Genomic DNA, 16,607 nt, shown 5'->3' with positions numbered 1-16,607 from the left:
CGTGATCGGCACGCCGGCGGGAAGGCCCTCCAACGTCGCGACAAGTGCGGGACCATGGGACTCCCCCGCGGTCAGCCAACGCAGCCTGCTCAACGGTGTTCTCCCGAGCCGCCGATACGAGCCCCGTGCAGCCACTCGACCTTGTCGTACAGTTCGTCGACCGTGAGGGCGGACAGCATGGCGTTGCGGGCGACGGCGGCGTCCTCGGCCGGGTGGTAGAGCTGTTCGCCTATGGCACGGGACACCAGCTGGGCCCTGGCGGCACGCTCGTAGCGCTCGGCGTTGTACTTCTCCAGGCACTGCGGGACGTCCCCGCCCGCGCCCGCGAGCAGTTGGCCGATGAGGACGGCGTCCTCGAGCGCCATGCAGGCGCCCTGGGCCGCGTACTGGAGCATGGGATGCGCGGCGTCACCGAGGAGGGCGACGCGGCCGTCCGTCCAGCGCTCGACCGGGTCGCGGTCGCACAGGACCCATTCCTTCCAGTCGGTCCCCAGTTCCAGCAGTTGCCGGGCCGTGTCGCTCAGTTCGGGGAACTCGGACAGGACGTGCGCCCGCTCGGCGGGCCTGCCGACCACGACGTCCTGGGCGCCGCCGTCGCGGGTGACCGCCAGATTGAGGAACTTCCCGCCGCCGATGGGATAGTGGACGAAGTGCCATTTGGGGCCTGCCCACACGGTGACGGTGTTCCAGCGCAGTTCCTGCGGAACCCGCTCCATGGGGATGACGGACCGGTAGATCGTGTGGCCGGACACGCGCGGCGCACCGTCTCCGACGAGTTGGCTGCGCACGGCGGAGCGGATGCCGTCGGCGCCGATGAGCGCGGCGCCGGTGAAACACCGCCCGCTGTCGGTGATCGCCGTGACGCTGTCCGGGTCCTGTTCGTAACGGGTCACGGAGCAGTTGGTGTGGAGTGTGATGTTCCGCTGGGCGGCGCAGCCGTCGAGGAGCGTCTGGTAGAGATCGCCGCGGTGCACGACGGCGTAGGGGTTGCCGAAGCGGGTGCGGTACGCGCTGGTGAGCGGCATGCTCGCGACCCGCCGCCCGGTGGTGCCGTCCATGAACCTCAACTCGTCGGTGTAGACGGCGTGTTGCCGGGCCGCCGCGCCGACGCCGAGGCGGTCCAGAGCATGGAAGGCGTTCGGGCCCAGCTGGATGCCCGCGCCCAGTTCGCCGAAGGTGTCCCTTCGTTCCAGTACGACGACCGGGTGGTGGTGGCGCGCGATACTCAGCGCCGCCGCGAGGCCGCCGATACCGCCCCCGGCAATGAGTACCTTCATCGTGATCCTTGTCGCTGTGGGGAAGCTGGTCGGGAGGCGTGGGTTCAGCCGGTGAAGGCGAGGCCCAGTCGGGCCAGCCGGACGGTGTCGTGGGCGCCCTCCGCGGTGGCCTCGACGTCGAAGGCGTGCCGTTCGGTGGGCGGGTAGCCGATGAGCTCGGCCGCTCGGGCCGGCATGGGCACGGCCGCGGCCTGCGCCGATTCCCACAGGAATACGGCGCCCCACCGGTTGGTGCGTTCGTCCGAGATCCACACCTTCAGGCGCAGCCCCGGTACCCGGGAGAAGCGGTCCACGGCCTCGTCGCGCAGGAAGTCCCGGAGCGAGGCGATGGTCTGCGCGGACCGGTCGAGGTGCCACCAGGCGATCACCACGTGCACGTGCGCAGCACCCCCTCGAGGGCGTCTCCGACGATCCGTACGCCGTCCTGGGTGAGCACGGACTCGGCGTGGAACTGCATGGAGGCGAAGCCCTGCCCGCGCAGCGCGTGGATCTCCCCGGTGGTGTCGTCCCGGCTCGCCTCGACGGTCCCCGTGCCGGGAACCTCGAACGCGTCCTGCGTGCCGCGGGCGGCGAACGTGTTGTAGAAGCCGACTCGTTCCCGCGCTCCGAAGAGGCCGATCTCCCGCTGGACTCCCTGGTTGGGCACCGGCCGGCGCACCAGTTCCAGGCCGAGCAGGGTGCTGAGCACCTGATGGCTCAGGCAGACGGCGAGGAAGGGCCGGCGCTGGTCCAGCAGTGCGTGGATCGCGGACCGCAGGTGTGCGATCTTCGGGTGGCGGGTGTCGCGCGGATCACCGGGGCCGGGGCCCATGACGACGAGTTCGTGGTCGTCGAAGGAGTACGGCTCGTCGAAGCGCCGGACCGTCGGCTTCAGCCCCATGGCCTGCAGCTGGTGGCCGATCATGGAGGTGAAGGCGTCCTCCGCGTCCACCACGAGGACCCGGCGTCCGGCGAGTGCGGGCCGGTGGCCGGTCCGGTGGGCGCGCTCGCCGATCCAGAACCCGGCGATCGAGTCGTTGCGCTGCTCCAGTGCCTGGCGCACGCGCGGGTGTTCGGCGAGGCGGGTGGGGTCCTCGGCGCCCAGGGCGGCGAGGAGGCCGGCCGCTTTGGCCCGGGTCTCGTCGACCTCCGAGTCCGGGTCGGAGTGCCGCACCAGGGTGGCACCGACGCCGATGCTCAGCCGGCCCGCGTCGTCGATGTCGGCGGTGCGGATGAGGATCGAGGAGTCGAGCGTGCGCCGTCCCTGCTCGTCCTGTCCGATCAGGGCGGCCACGCCGCTGTAGTAGCCGCGCCCGCGGGGCTCGTAGCGGTTGATCACCCGGCAGGCGCTCTCCAGCGGACTGCCCGTCACCGTGGGTGCGAACAGGGTCTCCCGCAGGATGGCGCGGGGATCGTGGTCGCTGGCGCCCTCGATGAAGTACTCGGTGTGTGCGAGCCGCGCCATCTCCTTCAGATACGGCCCCACGACCCGGGGAGCGGGGTCGCAGATGCGCGCCATCATCTTGAGTTCCTCGTCGACGACCATGTACAGCTCGTCGGTCTCCTTGCGGTCGGCGAGGAAGTCCATCACCCCCGGCAGGGTGGGGCCGGAGGGCGGGTAGCGGTAGGTGCCGCTGATCGGGTTCATCACGGCACGGCCGGCCCGCAGGCTCACGTGCCGCTCGGGGGAGGCGCCGACGAAGGTGCGGTCGCCGGTGTGCACGACGAACGTCCAGTACGCGCCCTGCTCCCGCTCCAGCAGTCGCCGGAAGAACGCCAGGGCGCTGTGCACCGTGTAGCCGGTGATGTCGGCGACGAACGACCGCTTGACGACGAAGTTCGCCCCCTCGCCCGTGCCGATCTCGTCCGTGATCACCTTGCGGACGATGCCGGCGTATTCGTCGTCGTCCAGGTCGAAGGCGCCGCCGCTGAGCACGACCGGCTCGTCCGGCAGCCGCCGCAGGGCGTAGCTCAGCGCGACGGAGGTCTGCTCCTGCACGGTGATCGCGATCAGCGGTTCGCCGTCGTCGGCGCAGGCGTAGCCGCGCTCGGCGACCTGGCGGTACGGGATCAGGGCCAGCACCTCGTGGCGCGCCCCGGCATCGGGATCGGGTGCCTCGCTCAGGGGTATCCGGGCGACGGCGTCCACCGTCGACGCCGTACCCGAAAGGACCGCCAGGGTGTCCGCGCCGGTCGCTTCGGGGCGGTGCAGCAGCGCGAAGGCGGACGGCCGGGCCCCGAGGATCCGGTCGAACAGGTCGGGTGCCATACGGGTTCTCTCCTCGTTCATCGGCCGAGTTCCTCGATCACTTCCGTCGTCGTGGTGACCAGGGCGCAGCGCTCGGCGGCGTAGTCGAGGGCCAGCCGGTGGTACGCCTCGGTGAAGTCGGCGACGGCGTCGGCCACCAGGAACGTCTCGATGTCGTTGGTGAAGGCCTCCACCGCGGTGGCCAGGACCCCGATGTGCGCGTACACGCCGCAGAGGATCAGCTGGTCGCGTCCGAGGGCGCGCATCCGGTCCAGCAGATCGGACCGGAAGAACGCGCTGTAGCGCCACTTGGTGAGCAGCCAGTCGTCCGGTCCGGGAGCGAGGGGCGCCACGATCTCCCGGTCGGCGGGAGCGACGCGCATGCCCGGTCCCCAGAAGTCCTTGAGCAGTCCGCGCTGTTCGTCGGTCATGCCGCCCGGCTGCGCGGTGTACGCGACGGGCATGCGGGACGCGAGGGCCTGTTCGCGGAGCCGGGTCGCGTTCCGCACGAGGTCGGCGCCGGGTGCCCGGTCCTCGGGGAACTGCCGGACGAAGTACCGCTGCATGTCGTGGACGAGCAGGACCGCGCGGTCCGGATCGGCCTTCCAGTCAGCCGTGTTGGCGGGCAGCTCGCCGGCTCGGGGCATCGGGTAGGGCTGGATGGGGGGTATGCCTGGCATGGTCTTCCTCGTATCGATGGGTTCGTCAGACGCCGAGGGTCGCGCCGCCGTCGACGGTGAGGTCGTGCATCGTGATGTGCGCGGCCTGGTCCGAGAGGAGGAACGCCACCGCGTCGGCCACGTCCGAGGGGCGGGCCAGCTTGCCGAGCGGGATGCCCACCCGGTAGGCGTCGGGCGATCCTTCGAGGGTCGCGGTGCGCCCGTGGTCGTCCTTCCACATGGACGTGAGCATCGGTGTCTCGGTGGAGCCGGGGGCGACCACGTTGCACCGGATGCCGTACCGGGCGACCTCCAGGCCGAGGCACTTGGTGAACATGGTCGCGGCGGCCTTGGACGCCGCGTACGCGGCCATGTCCGTGCGTGCCGTGCCCGCCGCGTTGGAGGCGACGGTGACGACGGCCCCGGTGCGGCGCGGGACCATGCGGTTGACCACCGCGCGTGACATGAAGAAGACGCCGGTGGTGTTGACGGCGAAGGTCGCAGCCCAGTCCGCGTCGGTGAGGTCCCGGGCCTTGGCGAGCCGCAGTACGCCTGCCCCGTTGACCAGGTGGTCGATCGGTCCGAGGGTGTCCTCGACGTCCGCGACCAGGCGCTCGGCCGCCGCGCTCGTGGTGACGTCGGCGGGGAACGCCCGTACCCGGAGCCCGGCGGCGGCCAGTTTCCCGGTCACCTCGCTCAGCCGGTCGGCGTCCTTGTCCACGGCGGCGACCGAGGCCCCGCGTTCGCCCAGCGTGCGGACGACGGCCTCGCCTATTCCGCCCGCGGCTCCCGTGACCAGCGCGATCTTTTCCTGCATGATGAACAGATCTCCTTGTCAGCGACGCCAGGCCGAGGCGACTTCCACGGCCTGCCGGGGATTGAGCCGCGGGTCGCAGAAGCTCGTGTACTTGTCTCCGACCGAATCCAGGCAAGTGGCGTCAGCGACGCATTCCGTGACCTGGTCCGGAGTGGTTTCCAGGTGCAGGCCACCGGGAATTCCGCCGCCCAGCACCACGGATTCCTGGAATTCCTGTACCTCCCGTACGAGACTCTGCACGAAACGCGTCTTCAGACCGTCGGGGCCGCACTCGGTGTTGCCGTGCATCGGGTCGGACAGCCAGATCACCGGGTGCCCTGCGGCGCGCACCGCGGCGACCAGGGCGGGGAGCTTGCGGGGCGCCGTGCCGGCCCCCATCCGTGCGATGAGCGTCAGCCGCCCGGGGACACGGTCGGGATCCAGCAGCTCGCACAGGCGCAGCAGTTCCTCCGCTGTCATGGTGGGTCCCACCTTGCAGGCCACCGGGTTGCGCACGGCCGCCAGGAGAGCCACGTGGGCGCCGTCCGCCTGCCGGGTGCGCTCGCCGATCCACGGCCAGTGCGTCGAGGTGAGCAGCAGGCCGCCGTCGTCCTGCCGGCGCAGCATGGGCAGTTCGTAGTCGAGCAGGAGGGCCTCGTGGCTGGTCCACACGGGGGCCTGGGCGCTCCGGGCGCTGCCGGCCCAGCCGAGGTGTTCCATGACCTCGCGCGCGGCCCGGTGGCCGGTCAGCAGGCGCCGGGGGTCGGGGCGGCGCAGTACCGGGTCGGGGTTCGGGTCGTTGACCATGTGCCCGCGGTAGACGGGCAGTTCGACACCCTGGACCGTTTCGGTGGGCTTGGAGCGCGGCTTGGCGTACTGGCCGGCGAGCCGGCCCACGCGCACCACGGGCCGGCCCGCGTTGACGCGCATGACACCCGCCAGGAGGTCGAGCACCGCGGCCTTGCGGGCGACGTCCACGCGGCCGTTCTCCGCCCAGTCCTCGGCGCAGTCGCCGGCCTGGACGACCTGGGCGTTCCCCTGGGCGACCGTCCTGAGGTGGTCGTGCAGCCGGGTCACGTCCGCGGCTTCGACGAGCGGCGGCAGCGCGCCCAGTTCCCGCCTCGCCCGGTCCGTTTCGGGACGGCCTTGCCAATCGGGCTGCTGGAGAGCGGGGAGCGATTCGATGTAAGCGAGCTCGCTGTCCAACTCGGTTCCTCTCATGGGTTGCAGAAGGATTTACTCGGCTGAACTCGTGAGTTGCTTTCACCGATTCTGCGGAATCGCGGAATCTCCGTAAAGCAGGGAATCGTTACTTCGTCATGTTCCGGGGGACCGGGGTGAATTCATCCGCCGGTCGGGGTGAATTCATCGGGCCGGACCCTGGGATTTTCGGAAAGCACGGCGTCCCGGCTTCGTGGCCCATAGGAGCACGCAGCCGGGACGCGGTGAATCGGGAGAGGGGGATCGGGAGGCGGGATCAGGTGGTGACGCCGCCGTCGACGACGAGGTCGTGGCCGACGACGAAGCTCGACTCGTCGGACGCCAGCCACAGCACGGCGTTGACGATCTCGTCCGTCGCCGCGACGCGGGCGATCGGAACCGTCGTGGCCAGCCGGGCCGCACGATCGGCGTCGGTCTCCCCGGGGCGCAGCGACATGCTGGTGTCCGTGGCGCCGGGGCTCACCGCGTTGATGCGTACGTTGTCCTTGATGTGGTCCAGTGCCGCGACCCGGGTGAGGGTGCTCACGGCGGCCTTGGAGGCGGCGTAGGCGGCCATGCCGGGGCGGCGGCCGTGGTACCCGATGTTGGACGCGGTGTTGACGATGACGCCACCGCCGTGCGCCCGCATGTGCCTGATCTCCTGCTGCATGCTGAGCAGGACACCGTTCAGGTTGACGTCCAGTACGGACTGCCACGCCGCCAGGTCCAGGTCGCCGACCGGGGTGGGCCTGCCGAAGACGCCCGCGTTGTTGTGCGCGACGTGCAGCCCGCCGTGGCGCTCCACCGTGGTGCGCACCAGGCGTTCCATGTCCTCGGGCCGGGTGACGTCGGCGACGACGGCGCTGGCCGTGCCGCCCTCCTCGTCGACGAGTCGCACGGTCTCCTCGATGGATTCCGGCCGGGCCCCGGCGGCGACCACGGTGGCGCCCTCGCGGGCGAAGGCCCTGGCGCTGGCCCGGCCGATGCCGGCTCCGGCGCCGGTGACGATGACGACCTTGTCCTTGAAACGGGCGGTCATGGGGGGTGCTCCTTGGTACATGTCGTGATGGATGGGAAATCAGCGTGCCCGAGCGGCGGCAGGGGCGGGGTCCTTCAGCCGCTGTCCCCAGAGGGGCGAGGGCGCAGCAGGACGAGCGCGCACACCGCGGCGGCGGCGAAGGCCACGGCCGCGACGGTGAAGGCGAAGCCGTAGCCGGAGGTCAGGGCGGACGCGGCGCCCGTCCCCGTGTGCACCAGGTCCGTCGTGCGTCCGGTGGCCAGGGTCACCAGGACGGCGAGCCCGATGGCCGGCCCGGCCTCCAGCGCGGTGTTGACCACGGCGCCGGCGAGACCGGCCTGGTCCTGCGGGACGTCCGTGGTCGCGGTGACGGTGGAGCCGGCGAAGACCAGCGCCACCCCGGCGGGAAAGAGCACCAGCCCGGCCAGTGTCGCGCCCACGTACGGCGTGTCCGTGCCGATCCGGCCCAGCGCCGCCAGCCCCGTTCCGGCGAGCACCAGTCCCGCGACCAGCACCACGCGCGCCCCGAAGCGCTGCACCAGCCTGCCCACGCTCAGGCCGCCGGCGACCAGGGTCAGGCCGAAGGGCAGGAAGGCCGCCGACGTCTCCAGCGCGGAATAGCCCCGGACCTCCTGGAAGTACAGCGCGAGCATGAAGAAGATCGTGGTGATGCCGGCGGCGCCCAGGAAGACCCCCAGCAGCGACATCGCCCTGCGCGGGGAGGCGGGGAACGACAGCGGCAGGAGCGGCTGGGGCACCCGCGCCTCGGTGATGACGAACCCCAGCAGCAGCACACCGCCGCCGATCAGGGTGGAGAGCGCCGGCGGGGAGGTCCAGCCGCGCTCCGGTGCCTCCACCAGGCCGTAGCTGAGCAGCGCGATCCCGGTGGTGACCAGTGCGGCCCCGAGGATGTCCAGCCGGCCGCCCCGGGGAGCAGCGCCCTCGGGAACCAGCCGGGGGGCGGCGACGAGGGTCACCGCCGCCACCGCGACGGGTACGACGAACGCCCAGCGCCAGGAATCCGACGAGGCCACCACGCCGGACAGCAGCATGCCGGCGGTCCCGCCGGAGGCCGCCAGCCCGCCCCAGACGGCCATGGCGCGGGCGTGCCGAGCGGGTTCCGGGTGCACGACGCTGACCAGCGCCATCGCGGCCGGCACGGCCAGTGCGGCACCGGCCCCCTGGGCGAAGCGCGCCACCAGCAGCGTCCACAGCCCCGGGGACACCGCGGCCAGCACCGAACTCGCCCCGAACACCCCGGTACCAAGAAGGAACATCCGCCGGTTTCCGTACAGGTCGGACAGCCGGCCGCCCAGGAGCAGCAGTCCGCTGAACGACATGCCGTAGGAGGCGGAGAGCAGGGCGAGTTCCGCGCGGTCGAGTCCGAACTCGCGCTGGATGTCCGGGAGTACGACGTTGAGCACGCTCATGGCGAGGATGAGGACGAACTGGACCGACGCCAGCAGGGCGAAGGCCACGCCTCGTCTCCTGTCGGATGCCGCTTCGGCAGCCGTTCGGGCCGGTTCCGTCCGCGCGGCCGCGGCGACGTCATGCTGCTGCACTGCTCGCCTCACGTGTGGTCGGGAAGAGCGACGGACTGCGAGTGCCGGAAGGTGTTCCGGGGGTCGTACGCGGCCTTGATCTGCTGCAGCCGCGGGTAGTTGCCCTTGTAGTAGAGGGTGTACCAGGGCACGCCGGTGGTGTTGACCTTCGTGTCGGTGATGTCGGCGTCCGGGTAGTTGATGTAGCAGCCGTCCGTGGCCACGCCCGGCACGGGATAGCCGCCGGTGGCCGAGAAGACCTCGCCGTACACGTCACGCACCCAGCCGATGTTCGCGGCATCGTCGTCGGCACCCGACCAGAAGCTCTGGAACAGCCCCTTGAAGATCGAGTCCCGCTGCGCCGACACGGTCTCGCCGGAGCCCACGGTGTTGATCTTCCCGCCGTACGAGAGGAGGACGACCATGGACGCGGGGTTCTCCTGGTCGGTGCGCGTCAGGTGCCGGTACATCGCCGTGGCCTGTGCCGTGGTGACGTTCTTGCGCAGGTAGGCGGACTTGTGGTGGCCGCGCAGCGTCGGGTTGGTCAGGGTCGGGTTGCTGGTGCCCAGCAGCTTGACCGAGTGCAGCCACGAAAGCCGCTGCGGCGTGAACAGGTCGGGCAGCGCCCCCAGTTCGCCGACCGGCTCGGACATCGGGCGTACGGCCGCGTCGGAGAGCGAGGAGGTGACGTCGGACAGGAAGTCGTCGAGCACCTTCTCCGCGTCGGGGACGGTGGCGTCGATCTGGGTGAGCAGTCCGATGCTGCCGTTCGCCTGGTGGTTCATCATCAGGAAGCTGCACAGCGAGGCCGCGGAGGTGTCGGCGGAGCCGTTCTTCTCGTGCCACGCGCCGAACTTCTGCACGAGCGAGGTGAAGGCGTCCTTGTCCAGCTCGCTCCAGGGCAGGGCGAGCGCGCTGACCAGGACGTCCCCGGGAGGCTCGGGCAGGAGCGCGGAGGGGTCGGTGCCGGTGGCCTCGGGGCTGCGGAACCAGTACCGGGTGATGACCCCGAAGTTGCCGCCGCCACCGCCGGTGTGCGCCCACCACAGGTCGCGGTTGGGGTCGGCGGCCTCGCGCGTGGCCACCACGCTGCGGGCCTTGCCGTTCGCGTCCACGACGACGACCTCGACCGCGTAGAGGTGGTCGACGGTCAGGCCGTGCCGTCGGGAGAGCATTCCGTAGCCGCCGCCGCTGATGTGCCCGCCCGCTCCGACCGAGTAGCACATGCCGCCGGGAATGGTGACGCCCCAGCCCTTGAAGAGGGAGTCGTACACGTGGAGCAGCGTCGCTCCCGCGCCCACTTCGAAGGCGTTGAGCTTCTCGTCGTAGGCGACGGTGTCCAGCAGGGAGGTGTCGATGACCACCCGGACCTCGGGGTTGAAGACGAAGTCCGCGTAACAGTGGCCGCCGCTGCGCACCGAGATCCGCTTGTTGCCGTCCACGGCTTCCTGAACGGCGCGCACCACCTGCCCGGTGGTCCGCACCAGCCGGACGGAGTCGGGCCGGGCCACCCAGCGGGAGTTGTTGCCGACGACGAGATCGGCATAGCGGGGATCACCCGGAAGGACGGTGACGGCGTCGGAGCCGGGGGTGGTGGAAGCCGTGGCGACGGCCGTCGCCACGGGGCCGGTCTCCAAGGTCGTGGCGGCTATCGCGGCGGCCGTGCCGGCCAGGACACTTCGTCTTTTCATGGAACCCGCGTTCTCTTTCTGTATCGGTGCAAGCTTTTGGGAAGTCACACAAGGTCCGACATACGCCGAGTGGTCAGTCGCCCCAGATCAGGCCGAGCCCGAGACTCTCGGAGAATTCCAGGGTGCGGTCGACCGACCATGAATCACCGACCGGTGCCGATTTTCCGAGCCCGGTCGGATAGCCGGCCTCCGCGAAAAACCTCTCGAATCCACCGGGCGTGGTGACGACATAGAAACGGGCGGTCTCGCTCTCCACCAGGTAGGAATGCGGTACACCACGCGGAAGAAACAGCACGCCAGCACCGTTGACGATTTCGGTGCGGTCTCCGACGGTGAGGACGACTTCCCCACCCTCGACGATGAAGATCTCGTCCTCAAGCGTGTGGGTATGGCGCGGCGCGCGTTCTCCCATCACGGCGCTGAAGTGCGTGATCCCCAACGCGCCACCGGTCTCCTCGGCGGAGAGTTTCGTGGTGACCACGGACCCTTTCCCCCAGAGCCGGGAAATCCCCTCGCCGTCGCGGCGAATCACCGGCGACCGTCCGTCGAGCCATGCGGTCAACGCCCCTCCAGAGAACACTTCATTCACCCACTGACCAGTCCTCCGGGAGCTTCACACGCCACCATCGCCGCCTGCAACGCAAACGGGCTTAGTTTGTCAGGTGTGGCCCCACAGCCTTTCGATACACATGACGAGCCGACACGCAACTCGTGACGAATACTTTGTCAGGTGTCCGCGACGTGATCGCGAAGTGACTCGGCCGTTATCGCCACGAACACAGAAACGTAATACCAGGCCCTAGAATCATGGCCGCCCTTTATATCTCGTTCGGCTGCTGTAACGGAGGCAGTCATTGATCACACGGCCGCGCTCGAAACGCAGTGGCGTCCTCGACCAGCTCAGGGCGGAGGGAGTCGGTCTCTGGCTGGACGATTACCACCGCGGCCGCCTGGCCGACGGCAGCCTGGAGAGACTGGTGGCCGACGGGCTGGTCGGCGGCGTCATCTCCCGGCCTGCGGCCGTCGCGCGTGCCATGGCGGACACCTCCGCCTACCAGGACCAGCTGAGCCGGCTCCCCGGCGCCGCCGCGGCCGAGGAACGCGTCTATGCGCTTCTCGCCGAGGACGCCCGTGCGGCCTGCACGGCGCTGGAACCGGTGTTCCGGGAGACGAAGGGCATGCACGGCTGGGTCTCGCTGGGCATCGCGCCCCGCCTGGCCGCGAACGCCCAGGCCATGGCCGACCATTCCAGGCGGCTCGCGGAGATGGTCGACCGCCCCAACGTACTGATCCGGATTCCCGTCGTGGACAGGGGACTTGCCGCCGCCGGTGACGTGCTCGCCCACGGCGTCGGCGTGCACGTCACCTCCGTGTACTCCGTGCAGCGGTACGCCCAGGCGGTGGACGTCTACTTCCGCGGCCTGGAACGCGCCGCGGCCGACGGTCACGCCGTGTCCGCCGCCGCCTCGCTCGTCTCCCTGGACATCGGCCATCTCAACGCCCGCACCGACGCCCTGCTGGACGGCTCGGCGGACCCCCGCGCCGCCGCGCTGCGCGGACAGGCCGGGGTGGCGGTCGCCCGGCTCGTCTACCGCCGCTACGAGGAGAGCCTCGGCTGTCCCCACTGGCGCTACCTGGTGGCCGACGGCGCCCGCCCCCAACGCCTGCTCTGGACGTCGGAGAACGCCCCGGAGTCCCCGCGAGCCGCACTGAACCGGGTCGAACGGCTCATCGCCTGGATGACCTTGCACGCCATACCCCAGCAGGCGCTCGAAGCGCTGGAACTCCGCGAGGGGTTCCACGGTGACACCCTCTCAGGTGAACACGGCGCGGCCTGCCGGGTGCTGGACGCGTACGGATGGGCCGGGATCGTCCTCGACTCGCTCGCGCACGAACTGGAGACCGCGGCGATCGAGAGAGAACGCGCCGCGTGGGACGAGCTCTTGGCGGCGACTCAGGCGGAGTGAGTCATCGTTCGGCCGGGCCGGCCACGAGCCTGCCCCGGTGCGCGGCACTGTGCCGCACCCCCGAAGCACCCTCACCGGAACGTATCTCCACCAGGAAGTGCTCGACCGTGTCTCCCCTGTCGACGACGACGTGCCTCGCGAGCACCCGCAGCCGCCGCCCCGTCTCCTCGGCGATCCGGTGCAGTCCGTCCATGTCCCCTCTGCTGCTGAAGTGCAGCAGGGCCCGGCCGCCGTCGGTCAGCCGGTGCGGTGCCTCGTCCACGTACCTGCGGTGTGCCTCGTATCCGGGGTCCACATAGGCGCGTTCCAGAGGACTGGCGAACCGGTAGTCCTCCGGCGCCCGGACGTACGGCGAACTCCAGACGACGGTGTCGAAGCGCTCCCCGGCGGGCAGCGCCTCGAAAAGGTCGCTGTGCACGGCCCGGACCCGGTCGGCGACCCCGTGCCGCCCCGCGTTGAGCCCGGCGTTCGCCGCCGCCTCGGCGTTGATGTCGCAGGCGACGACCCGCTCGCAGCCGGTGAGGGCGGCGGTCACGGCGACGACCCCGGTGCCGCAGCCGACCTCCAGGAACGAGCCGCGCCAGTCACGGCGTCCCGGACCGGAGAGGCCGAGCAGCTCCATGACGATCTCGGTGGTGCCCGCGTGCAGCGGGGCGAAGACCGTGTCGAGCAGGTCCCATTCCCTGCCGCCCAGCGAGAAGACCCTGGGCCGGTGCTCCACTCGCAGGGAGTCACGGCTGCGTTCGAGCGAACGCAGATAACTCTTGATCTCGGACATCCCGTCCCCCGACGTTCCGCTCTGTGCGCCGGGCACCGCCTTCGGCGGCCCCCGTCACCGTTCGTGTCCCCGTACTCACGGGTCACGGCCCGATCCTTTCGCGACACCCCCGACGGGCGACAGGTGGCCCGGCCACACATCCGACCGGTGAGAGCGGTGACTCGACCACCACCTGTGCGAACACCTGCACGACCACGGGCCATGAGCCGGGTTGCCGCCGCAGGTCCCCAAGCTTAGGCTCTCTAAGGAGCGACCTGCTTGATCACGGGGGATGATGATGGGGGGACTGGTGTCGGCCGCGTCGCCTGATGCGATGTCCGTGCTGGAACTGCTCGCCGAGGGGGCGCCGGCCGTACGGTTCGTGGAACTGCTGCGCGCCGCCCGGCACGAGGAGGTCTCCGACGACACCCTCGCGGAACTCGACCAGGCCGTCCGCCTGGCCTCGTCCGTCCAGTCCCGGATCAGCCACGCACAGCAGCGGGAGGCCGGGCTCGCCGCGCTCGTCGACACCGCCCACGACCTCACCCTGGTGCACGGCATGGACGCGCTCCTGCACGAGATCGCCCGACGGGCACGGCGGCTGCTGAACTTCGACATGGCGTACGTCGGACTGCGCGACACGGACGACGGGGGCCGGACCTCCGTCATCCGCGCGGCGGAGGGCGAGACCACCTCCCGCAGCGTGGGCCTGAAGACCTCCGACGACTCCGGCCTCGGCGGTCTCGTGCAGCGGAGCGGGGCGCCCGCCTGGAGCCCCGACTACCTGCCCGACAGGGACATCCCGCACTCCCCCGAGATCGACGCCGTCGTACGGGCCGAAGGCCTGCACGCCATCCTGGCGGTTCCGCTCGGCTACGGCACCACGGTCTTCGGCACCCTCTACGGCGCCGACCGGAAGGTGCGGCACTTCTCACCCGACGAGATCAGCCTGCTGCGCTCGCTCGGCAAGCTCGCGGCGGTCGCCATCGAACGCGCGCGGCTGCTGGAGGAGACCCGCGCCGAGGTGACCGAGCTGGAACTGGACACCTCCCGTGCCCGGAGCAGTCTCGACGTGCAGCGACGCGTCGAGGCCGCCTACATCCGGCTGATCGACCTGGTGCTCAGCGGCTGCGACCCGCAGACCCTCGCCGAAGCGGCGGTCAGGGACCTGTCGGGGGCGATGGTCGTCAGGGACTGCGTCGGGCGAAAGGTCGTCGTGACCGGTACGCCGCCCGAACTCGCCGAGGCGGACCTGCTCAGGTGGACCTTCGACGCCCATGCGGCCGGCTGCCCGGTGCCCATGTCCGAGGGCGGCTGGGTCGCGCCCGTCACCGCCGGCGGCGAGAACCTCGGTACCGTTCTGCTGGTCCCCGACGAACCGCTCACGGACGGCTTCGGAGTGCGGTTGCTCCAGCTCACCGCCCGGGCGGTCGCGCTCATCCTGTTGCTGCAGCGCACCTCGACGGTGGCTCACGACCAGATCCGTGACGAACTGCTGGAGGAGCTGCTCAGCGACCTCGGGCCGAAACCCCGCCACTTGATCACGCAGGCCCGCCGGCTCGGCATCGCCATCGAGGAACCGCATGTGATGGTGGTGGCCCGGCCCGAGGGAGGTCCGCAGGGCCGGGCCGCCGCATGGGCGTCGTCGTACGCCCATCGCATGTCCGGGCTCACGCAGTTCCGTGACGGCTGTGTGACGCTGCTGGTCCCCGGCGAGGACCCGCTCGCCGCGGCCGGCGCGGTGTCCGCGGAGCTCTCGCCGGTCGTCGGACATCCCGTCACGGTCGGGGCGGCCGGACCGGTGTCGGGCCCGGACCACGTGGCGCGGGCCCACCGCGAGGCCCTCAGCTGCCTGGAAGCGCTCACCGAACTGGGCAACCTCGGCGGCGTCGCCACCCCGCAGCAGATGGGCTTCCTCGGCGTCCTGCTCTCCGAGACCCACGGCATCGGCGACTACATCGAGGCCGTGATCGGCCCCGTACTGGACTACGACACACAGCGCTTCACCGAGCTCACCCGGACGCTCGACGCCTATTTCGCCTCCTCCTCCAGCCCGACACGCGCGGCGGCGAGCCTGCATGTCCACCCCAACACGGTGTCCAGGCGGCTGGAGCGCATCGCCGAACTCCTCGGAGCCGACTGGCTGGATCCCCAGCGGGCACTGGAGATCCAGCTCGCCCTGCGGCTGCACCGCACCCGGCACACCCTGCAGCACCGGCACGCGGGTTCCGGGGCGGCGGGGAACACCGACGGCCGGGCTCCGCATGGGGCGGCGGACTAGGGGTCGGTGGCGCAAGGAAGGTCAGGCGGAGGGCCGCAGCTCGCAAAGACTCGGCCGGCCCGGCCCGTCCGCCCCGGACTCCAGTACCGACACCGCGTGCGCGACGGAGGCCAGGGTCATGTGGCGGTGCCAGCCCCTGAACGAGCGCCCCTCGAAGTCACGGACACCCACCCGCTCGCCGATCTGCTTCTCGTCCTGGGCAACGCGCCGGGCAAGCCAGGTCAACCGCACGAGATCACCGAGCGGTGCCGTCACCGGAGCCGCGAGCCACAGCGCCGTCGGTGCCTTTCCGCGTTCGTGCCACTCGCCGATCAGCGACAGCTCGGGCCCGAAGTCCGGCCGGGGCAGGCGTACCCGGACCGCCGCCGCGAGCGTGGTGCCCCGCACCGGCCCCGGGGCGGCGCCCACCGGACGGCGCAGGCCCCGCGCGGACTCCATGATGCGGCCGGCCGGCAGCGTTCCCGCGCGGTACCCGGGCATGGCGCGGTCCGCCACGGTCAGCCGGGTACTCGCCGTCACCCGGACGAGCAGGGGGATCCGCGCTTCGGCGAAGAGCCGGACGACCCCGCCGAGACCCGTCACGTGGGTGTCCAGCACGACGGGACGCCTCGGCACACCCCACCGGTCCGGCAAGGTCAGCGCCGTGGCCGCCGCACACTCGTCCGGTGTCTCCGCCTCGGCACTGTCGGGAATCTCCGCCCTGCGACGCATGCTCGCGTTTCCGAGCCAGGACTCGGGAAGGTGTAGCCGCCACTGGAGGGGAACGCTGGTCCCCTCGGCCGCGGCCCAGGTCCCGAAGGCCAACTGGCCGTTGAGCACCTGTCCGTGCCCCGGGGCGAACTGCCGCTCCACCCCGACCGAGTACCCGCCCGCCTTCGCGATGAACAGCGGCCGTACGACCCAGGCGCGTGGCGCCAGCGCCTGCGTGACGTGGCCGGCGAGGGCCTCGCGGATGGGCGACCAGTCCCAGGTGGAGCTGCTGATGAAGTGGTGCAGGCTCTGCTCGGCCGCGGGCCCGCCGACGGATGCGGCGATGTTCCGGATCGACTTGCGTCCCTTCGCCGCCAGCAACCCGCTCAGATAGTGCCGCGCCTTCAGCCGCTGATCACTGCGGCGGAACGACGCGAAGAGCGCTGCGCTCAACTCGTCATCCGGATCAATGGTGTCCCGGGCGTTCGACCGTATTCGGTGAC

15 protein-coding genes are annotated in these 16,607 nt (G+C 70.9%); 2 read left to right on the top strand and 13 right to left on the bottom strand.

Annotation, left to right across the window (positions count from 1 at the left end):
- The 11 genes from ABZ887_RS44355 to ABZ887_RS44305 form a co-directional block, all read right to left on the bottom strand.
- A partial coding sequence (locus tag ABZ887_RS44355; protein WP_361303836.1) for a chorismate synthase occupies nucleotides 1–135 on the bottom strand: 135 nt, incomplete at its 3' end.
- Nucleotides 90–1,277: a 3-hydroxybenzoate 6-monooxygenase gene (locus tag ABZ887_RS44350; RefSeq protein ID WP_361303821.1), complete on the bottom strand. Its 1,188-nt coding sequence runs from the start codon at nucleotides 1,275–1,277 to the stop codon at nucleotides 90–92. The genes ABZ887_RS44355 and ABZ887_RS44350, both read right to left, overlap by 46 nt.
- A 44-nt stretch (nucleotides 1,278–1,321) precedes the next feature.
- Nucleotides 1,322–1,654 (bottom strand): hypothetical protein, encoded by a 333-nt coding sequence (locus ABZ887_RS44345; protein WP_361303818.1) that lies wholly within the window; start codon nucleotides 1,652–1,654, stop codon nucleotides 1,322–1,324.
- Nucleotides 1,642–3,525 (bottom strand): anthranilate synthase family protein, encoded by a 1,884-nt coding sequence (locus ABZ887_RS44340; protein ID WP_361303833.1) that lies wholly within the window; start codon nucleotides 3,523–3,525, stop codon nucleotides 1,642–1,644. The genes ABZ887_RS44345 and ABZ887_RS44340 overlap by 13 nt, the downstream gene beginning before the upstream one ends.
- Nucleotides 3,526–3,542: 17 nt before the next feature.
- On the bottom strand, nucleotides 3,543–4,184 hold the full coding sequence (locus tag ABZ887_RS44335) for an isochorismatase family protein (RefSeq protein WP_361303815.1): 642 nt from the start codon (nucleotides 4,182–4,184) through the stop codon (nucleotides 3,543–3,545).
- Between the two features lie 25 nt (nucleotides 4,185–4,209).
- Nucleotides 4,210–4,980 carry a 2,3-dihydro-2,3-dihydroxybenzoate dehydrogenase gene (locus ABZ887_RS44330; RefSeq protein WP_361303812.1) on the bottom strand — a complete coding sequence of 257 codons (771 nt, stop codon included), beginning with the start codon at nucleotides 4,978–4,980 and terminating at the stop codon, nucleotides 4,210–4,212.
- A gap of 18 nt (nucleotides 4,981–4,998) precedes the next feature.
- A complete protein-coding gene (locus ABZ887_RS44325) occupies nucleotides 4,999–6,165 on the bottom strand; it encodes a 3-deoxy-7-phosphoheptulonate synthase (RefSeq protein ID WP_361303809.1) in 1,167 nt (388 codons plus the stop codon).
- A gap of 271 nt (nucleotides 6,166–6,436) precedes the next feature.
- The gene (locus ABZ887_RS44320; RefSeq protein ID WP_361303806.1) at nucleotides 6,437–7,198 is read right to left on the bottom strand and encodes a glucose 1-dehydrogenase; all 762 of its coding nucleotides are present in this window, start codon (nucleotides 7,196–7,198) and stop codon (nucleotides 6,437–6,439) included.
- A gap of 74 nt (nucleotides 7,199–7,272) precedes the next feature.
- A complete protein-coding gene (locus ABZ887_RS44315; protein WP_361303803.1) occupies nucleotides 7,273–8,655 on the bottom strand; it encodes an MFS transporter in 1,383 nt (460 codons plus the stop codon).
- Nucleotides 8,656–8,747: 92 nt separating this feature from the next.
- Entirely contained in the window at nucleotides 8,748–10,409 is a 1,662-nt protein-coding gene (locus ABZ887_RS44310; protein ID WP_361303800.1) for an FAD-binding oxidoreductase, read from the bottom strand.
- 73 nt (nucleotides 10,410–10,482) lie between these two features.
- Nucleotides 10,483–10,998, bottom strand: coding sequence for a cupin domain-containing protein (locus tag ABZ887_RS44305; RefSeq protein ID WP_361303797.1), 516 nt, complete (start codon nucleotides 10,996–10,998; stop codon nucleotides 10,483–10,485).
- 265 nt (nucleotides 10,999–11,263) lie between these two features.
- Here ABZ887_RS44305 and ABZ887_RS44300 point away from each other — a divergent pair, with 265 nt between their 5' ends.
- Nucleotides 11,264–12,376, top strand: a complete 1,113-nt coding sequence (locus ABZ887_RS44300; protein ID WP_361303794.1) for a transaldolase family protein — start codon at nucleotides 11,264–11,266, stop codon at nucleotides 12,374–12,376.
- A gap of 1 nt (nucleotide 12,377) precedes the next feature.
- Here ABZ887_RS44300 and ABZ887_RS44295 read toward each other — a convergent pair whose 3' ends face one another.
- A complete protein-coding gene (locus ABZ887_RS44295; protein ID WP_361303791.1) occupies nucleotides 12,378–13,154 on the bottom strand; it encodes a methyltransferase domain-containing protein in 777 nt (258 codons plus the stop codon).
- A gap of 313 nt (nucleotides 13,155–13,467) precedes the next feature.
- On the opposite strand from ABZ887_RS44295, the gene ABZ887_RS44290 reads away from it, so the two are divergent.
- Nucleotides 13,468–15,414: a helix-turn-helix domain-containing protein gene (locus ABZ887_RS44290; RefSeq protein ID WP_361303788.1), complete on the top strand. Its 1,947-nt coding sequence runs from the start codon at nucleotides 13,468–13,470 to the stop codon at nucleotides 15,412–15,414.
- Nucleotides 15,415–15,435: 21 nt separating this feature from the next.
- Here ABZ887_RS44290 and ABZ887_RS44285 read toward each other — a convergent pair whose 3' ends face one another.
- Complete coding sequence (locus ABZ887_RS44285) at nucleotides 15,436–16,557, bottom strand: transposase (protein WP_361303785.1); 1,122 nt, start codon at nucleotides 16,555–16,557, stop codon at nucleotides 15,436–15,438.
- Between the last annotated feature and the right edge of the window lie 50 nt (nucleotides 16,558–16,607).

Origin of the sequence: Streptomyces sp. NPDC047061, assembly GCF_040643955.1 — a bacterium.
GTDB lineage: Bacteria > Actinomycetota > Actinomycetes > Streptomycetales > Streptomycetaceae > Streptomyces.
Note: the sequence above shows the minus strand (reverse complement) of the source record. Positions and strands in the feature narration are given on the sequence as shown.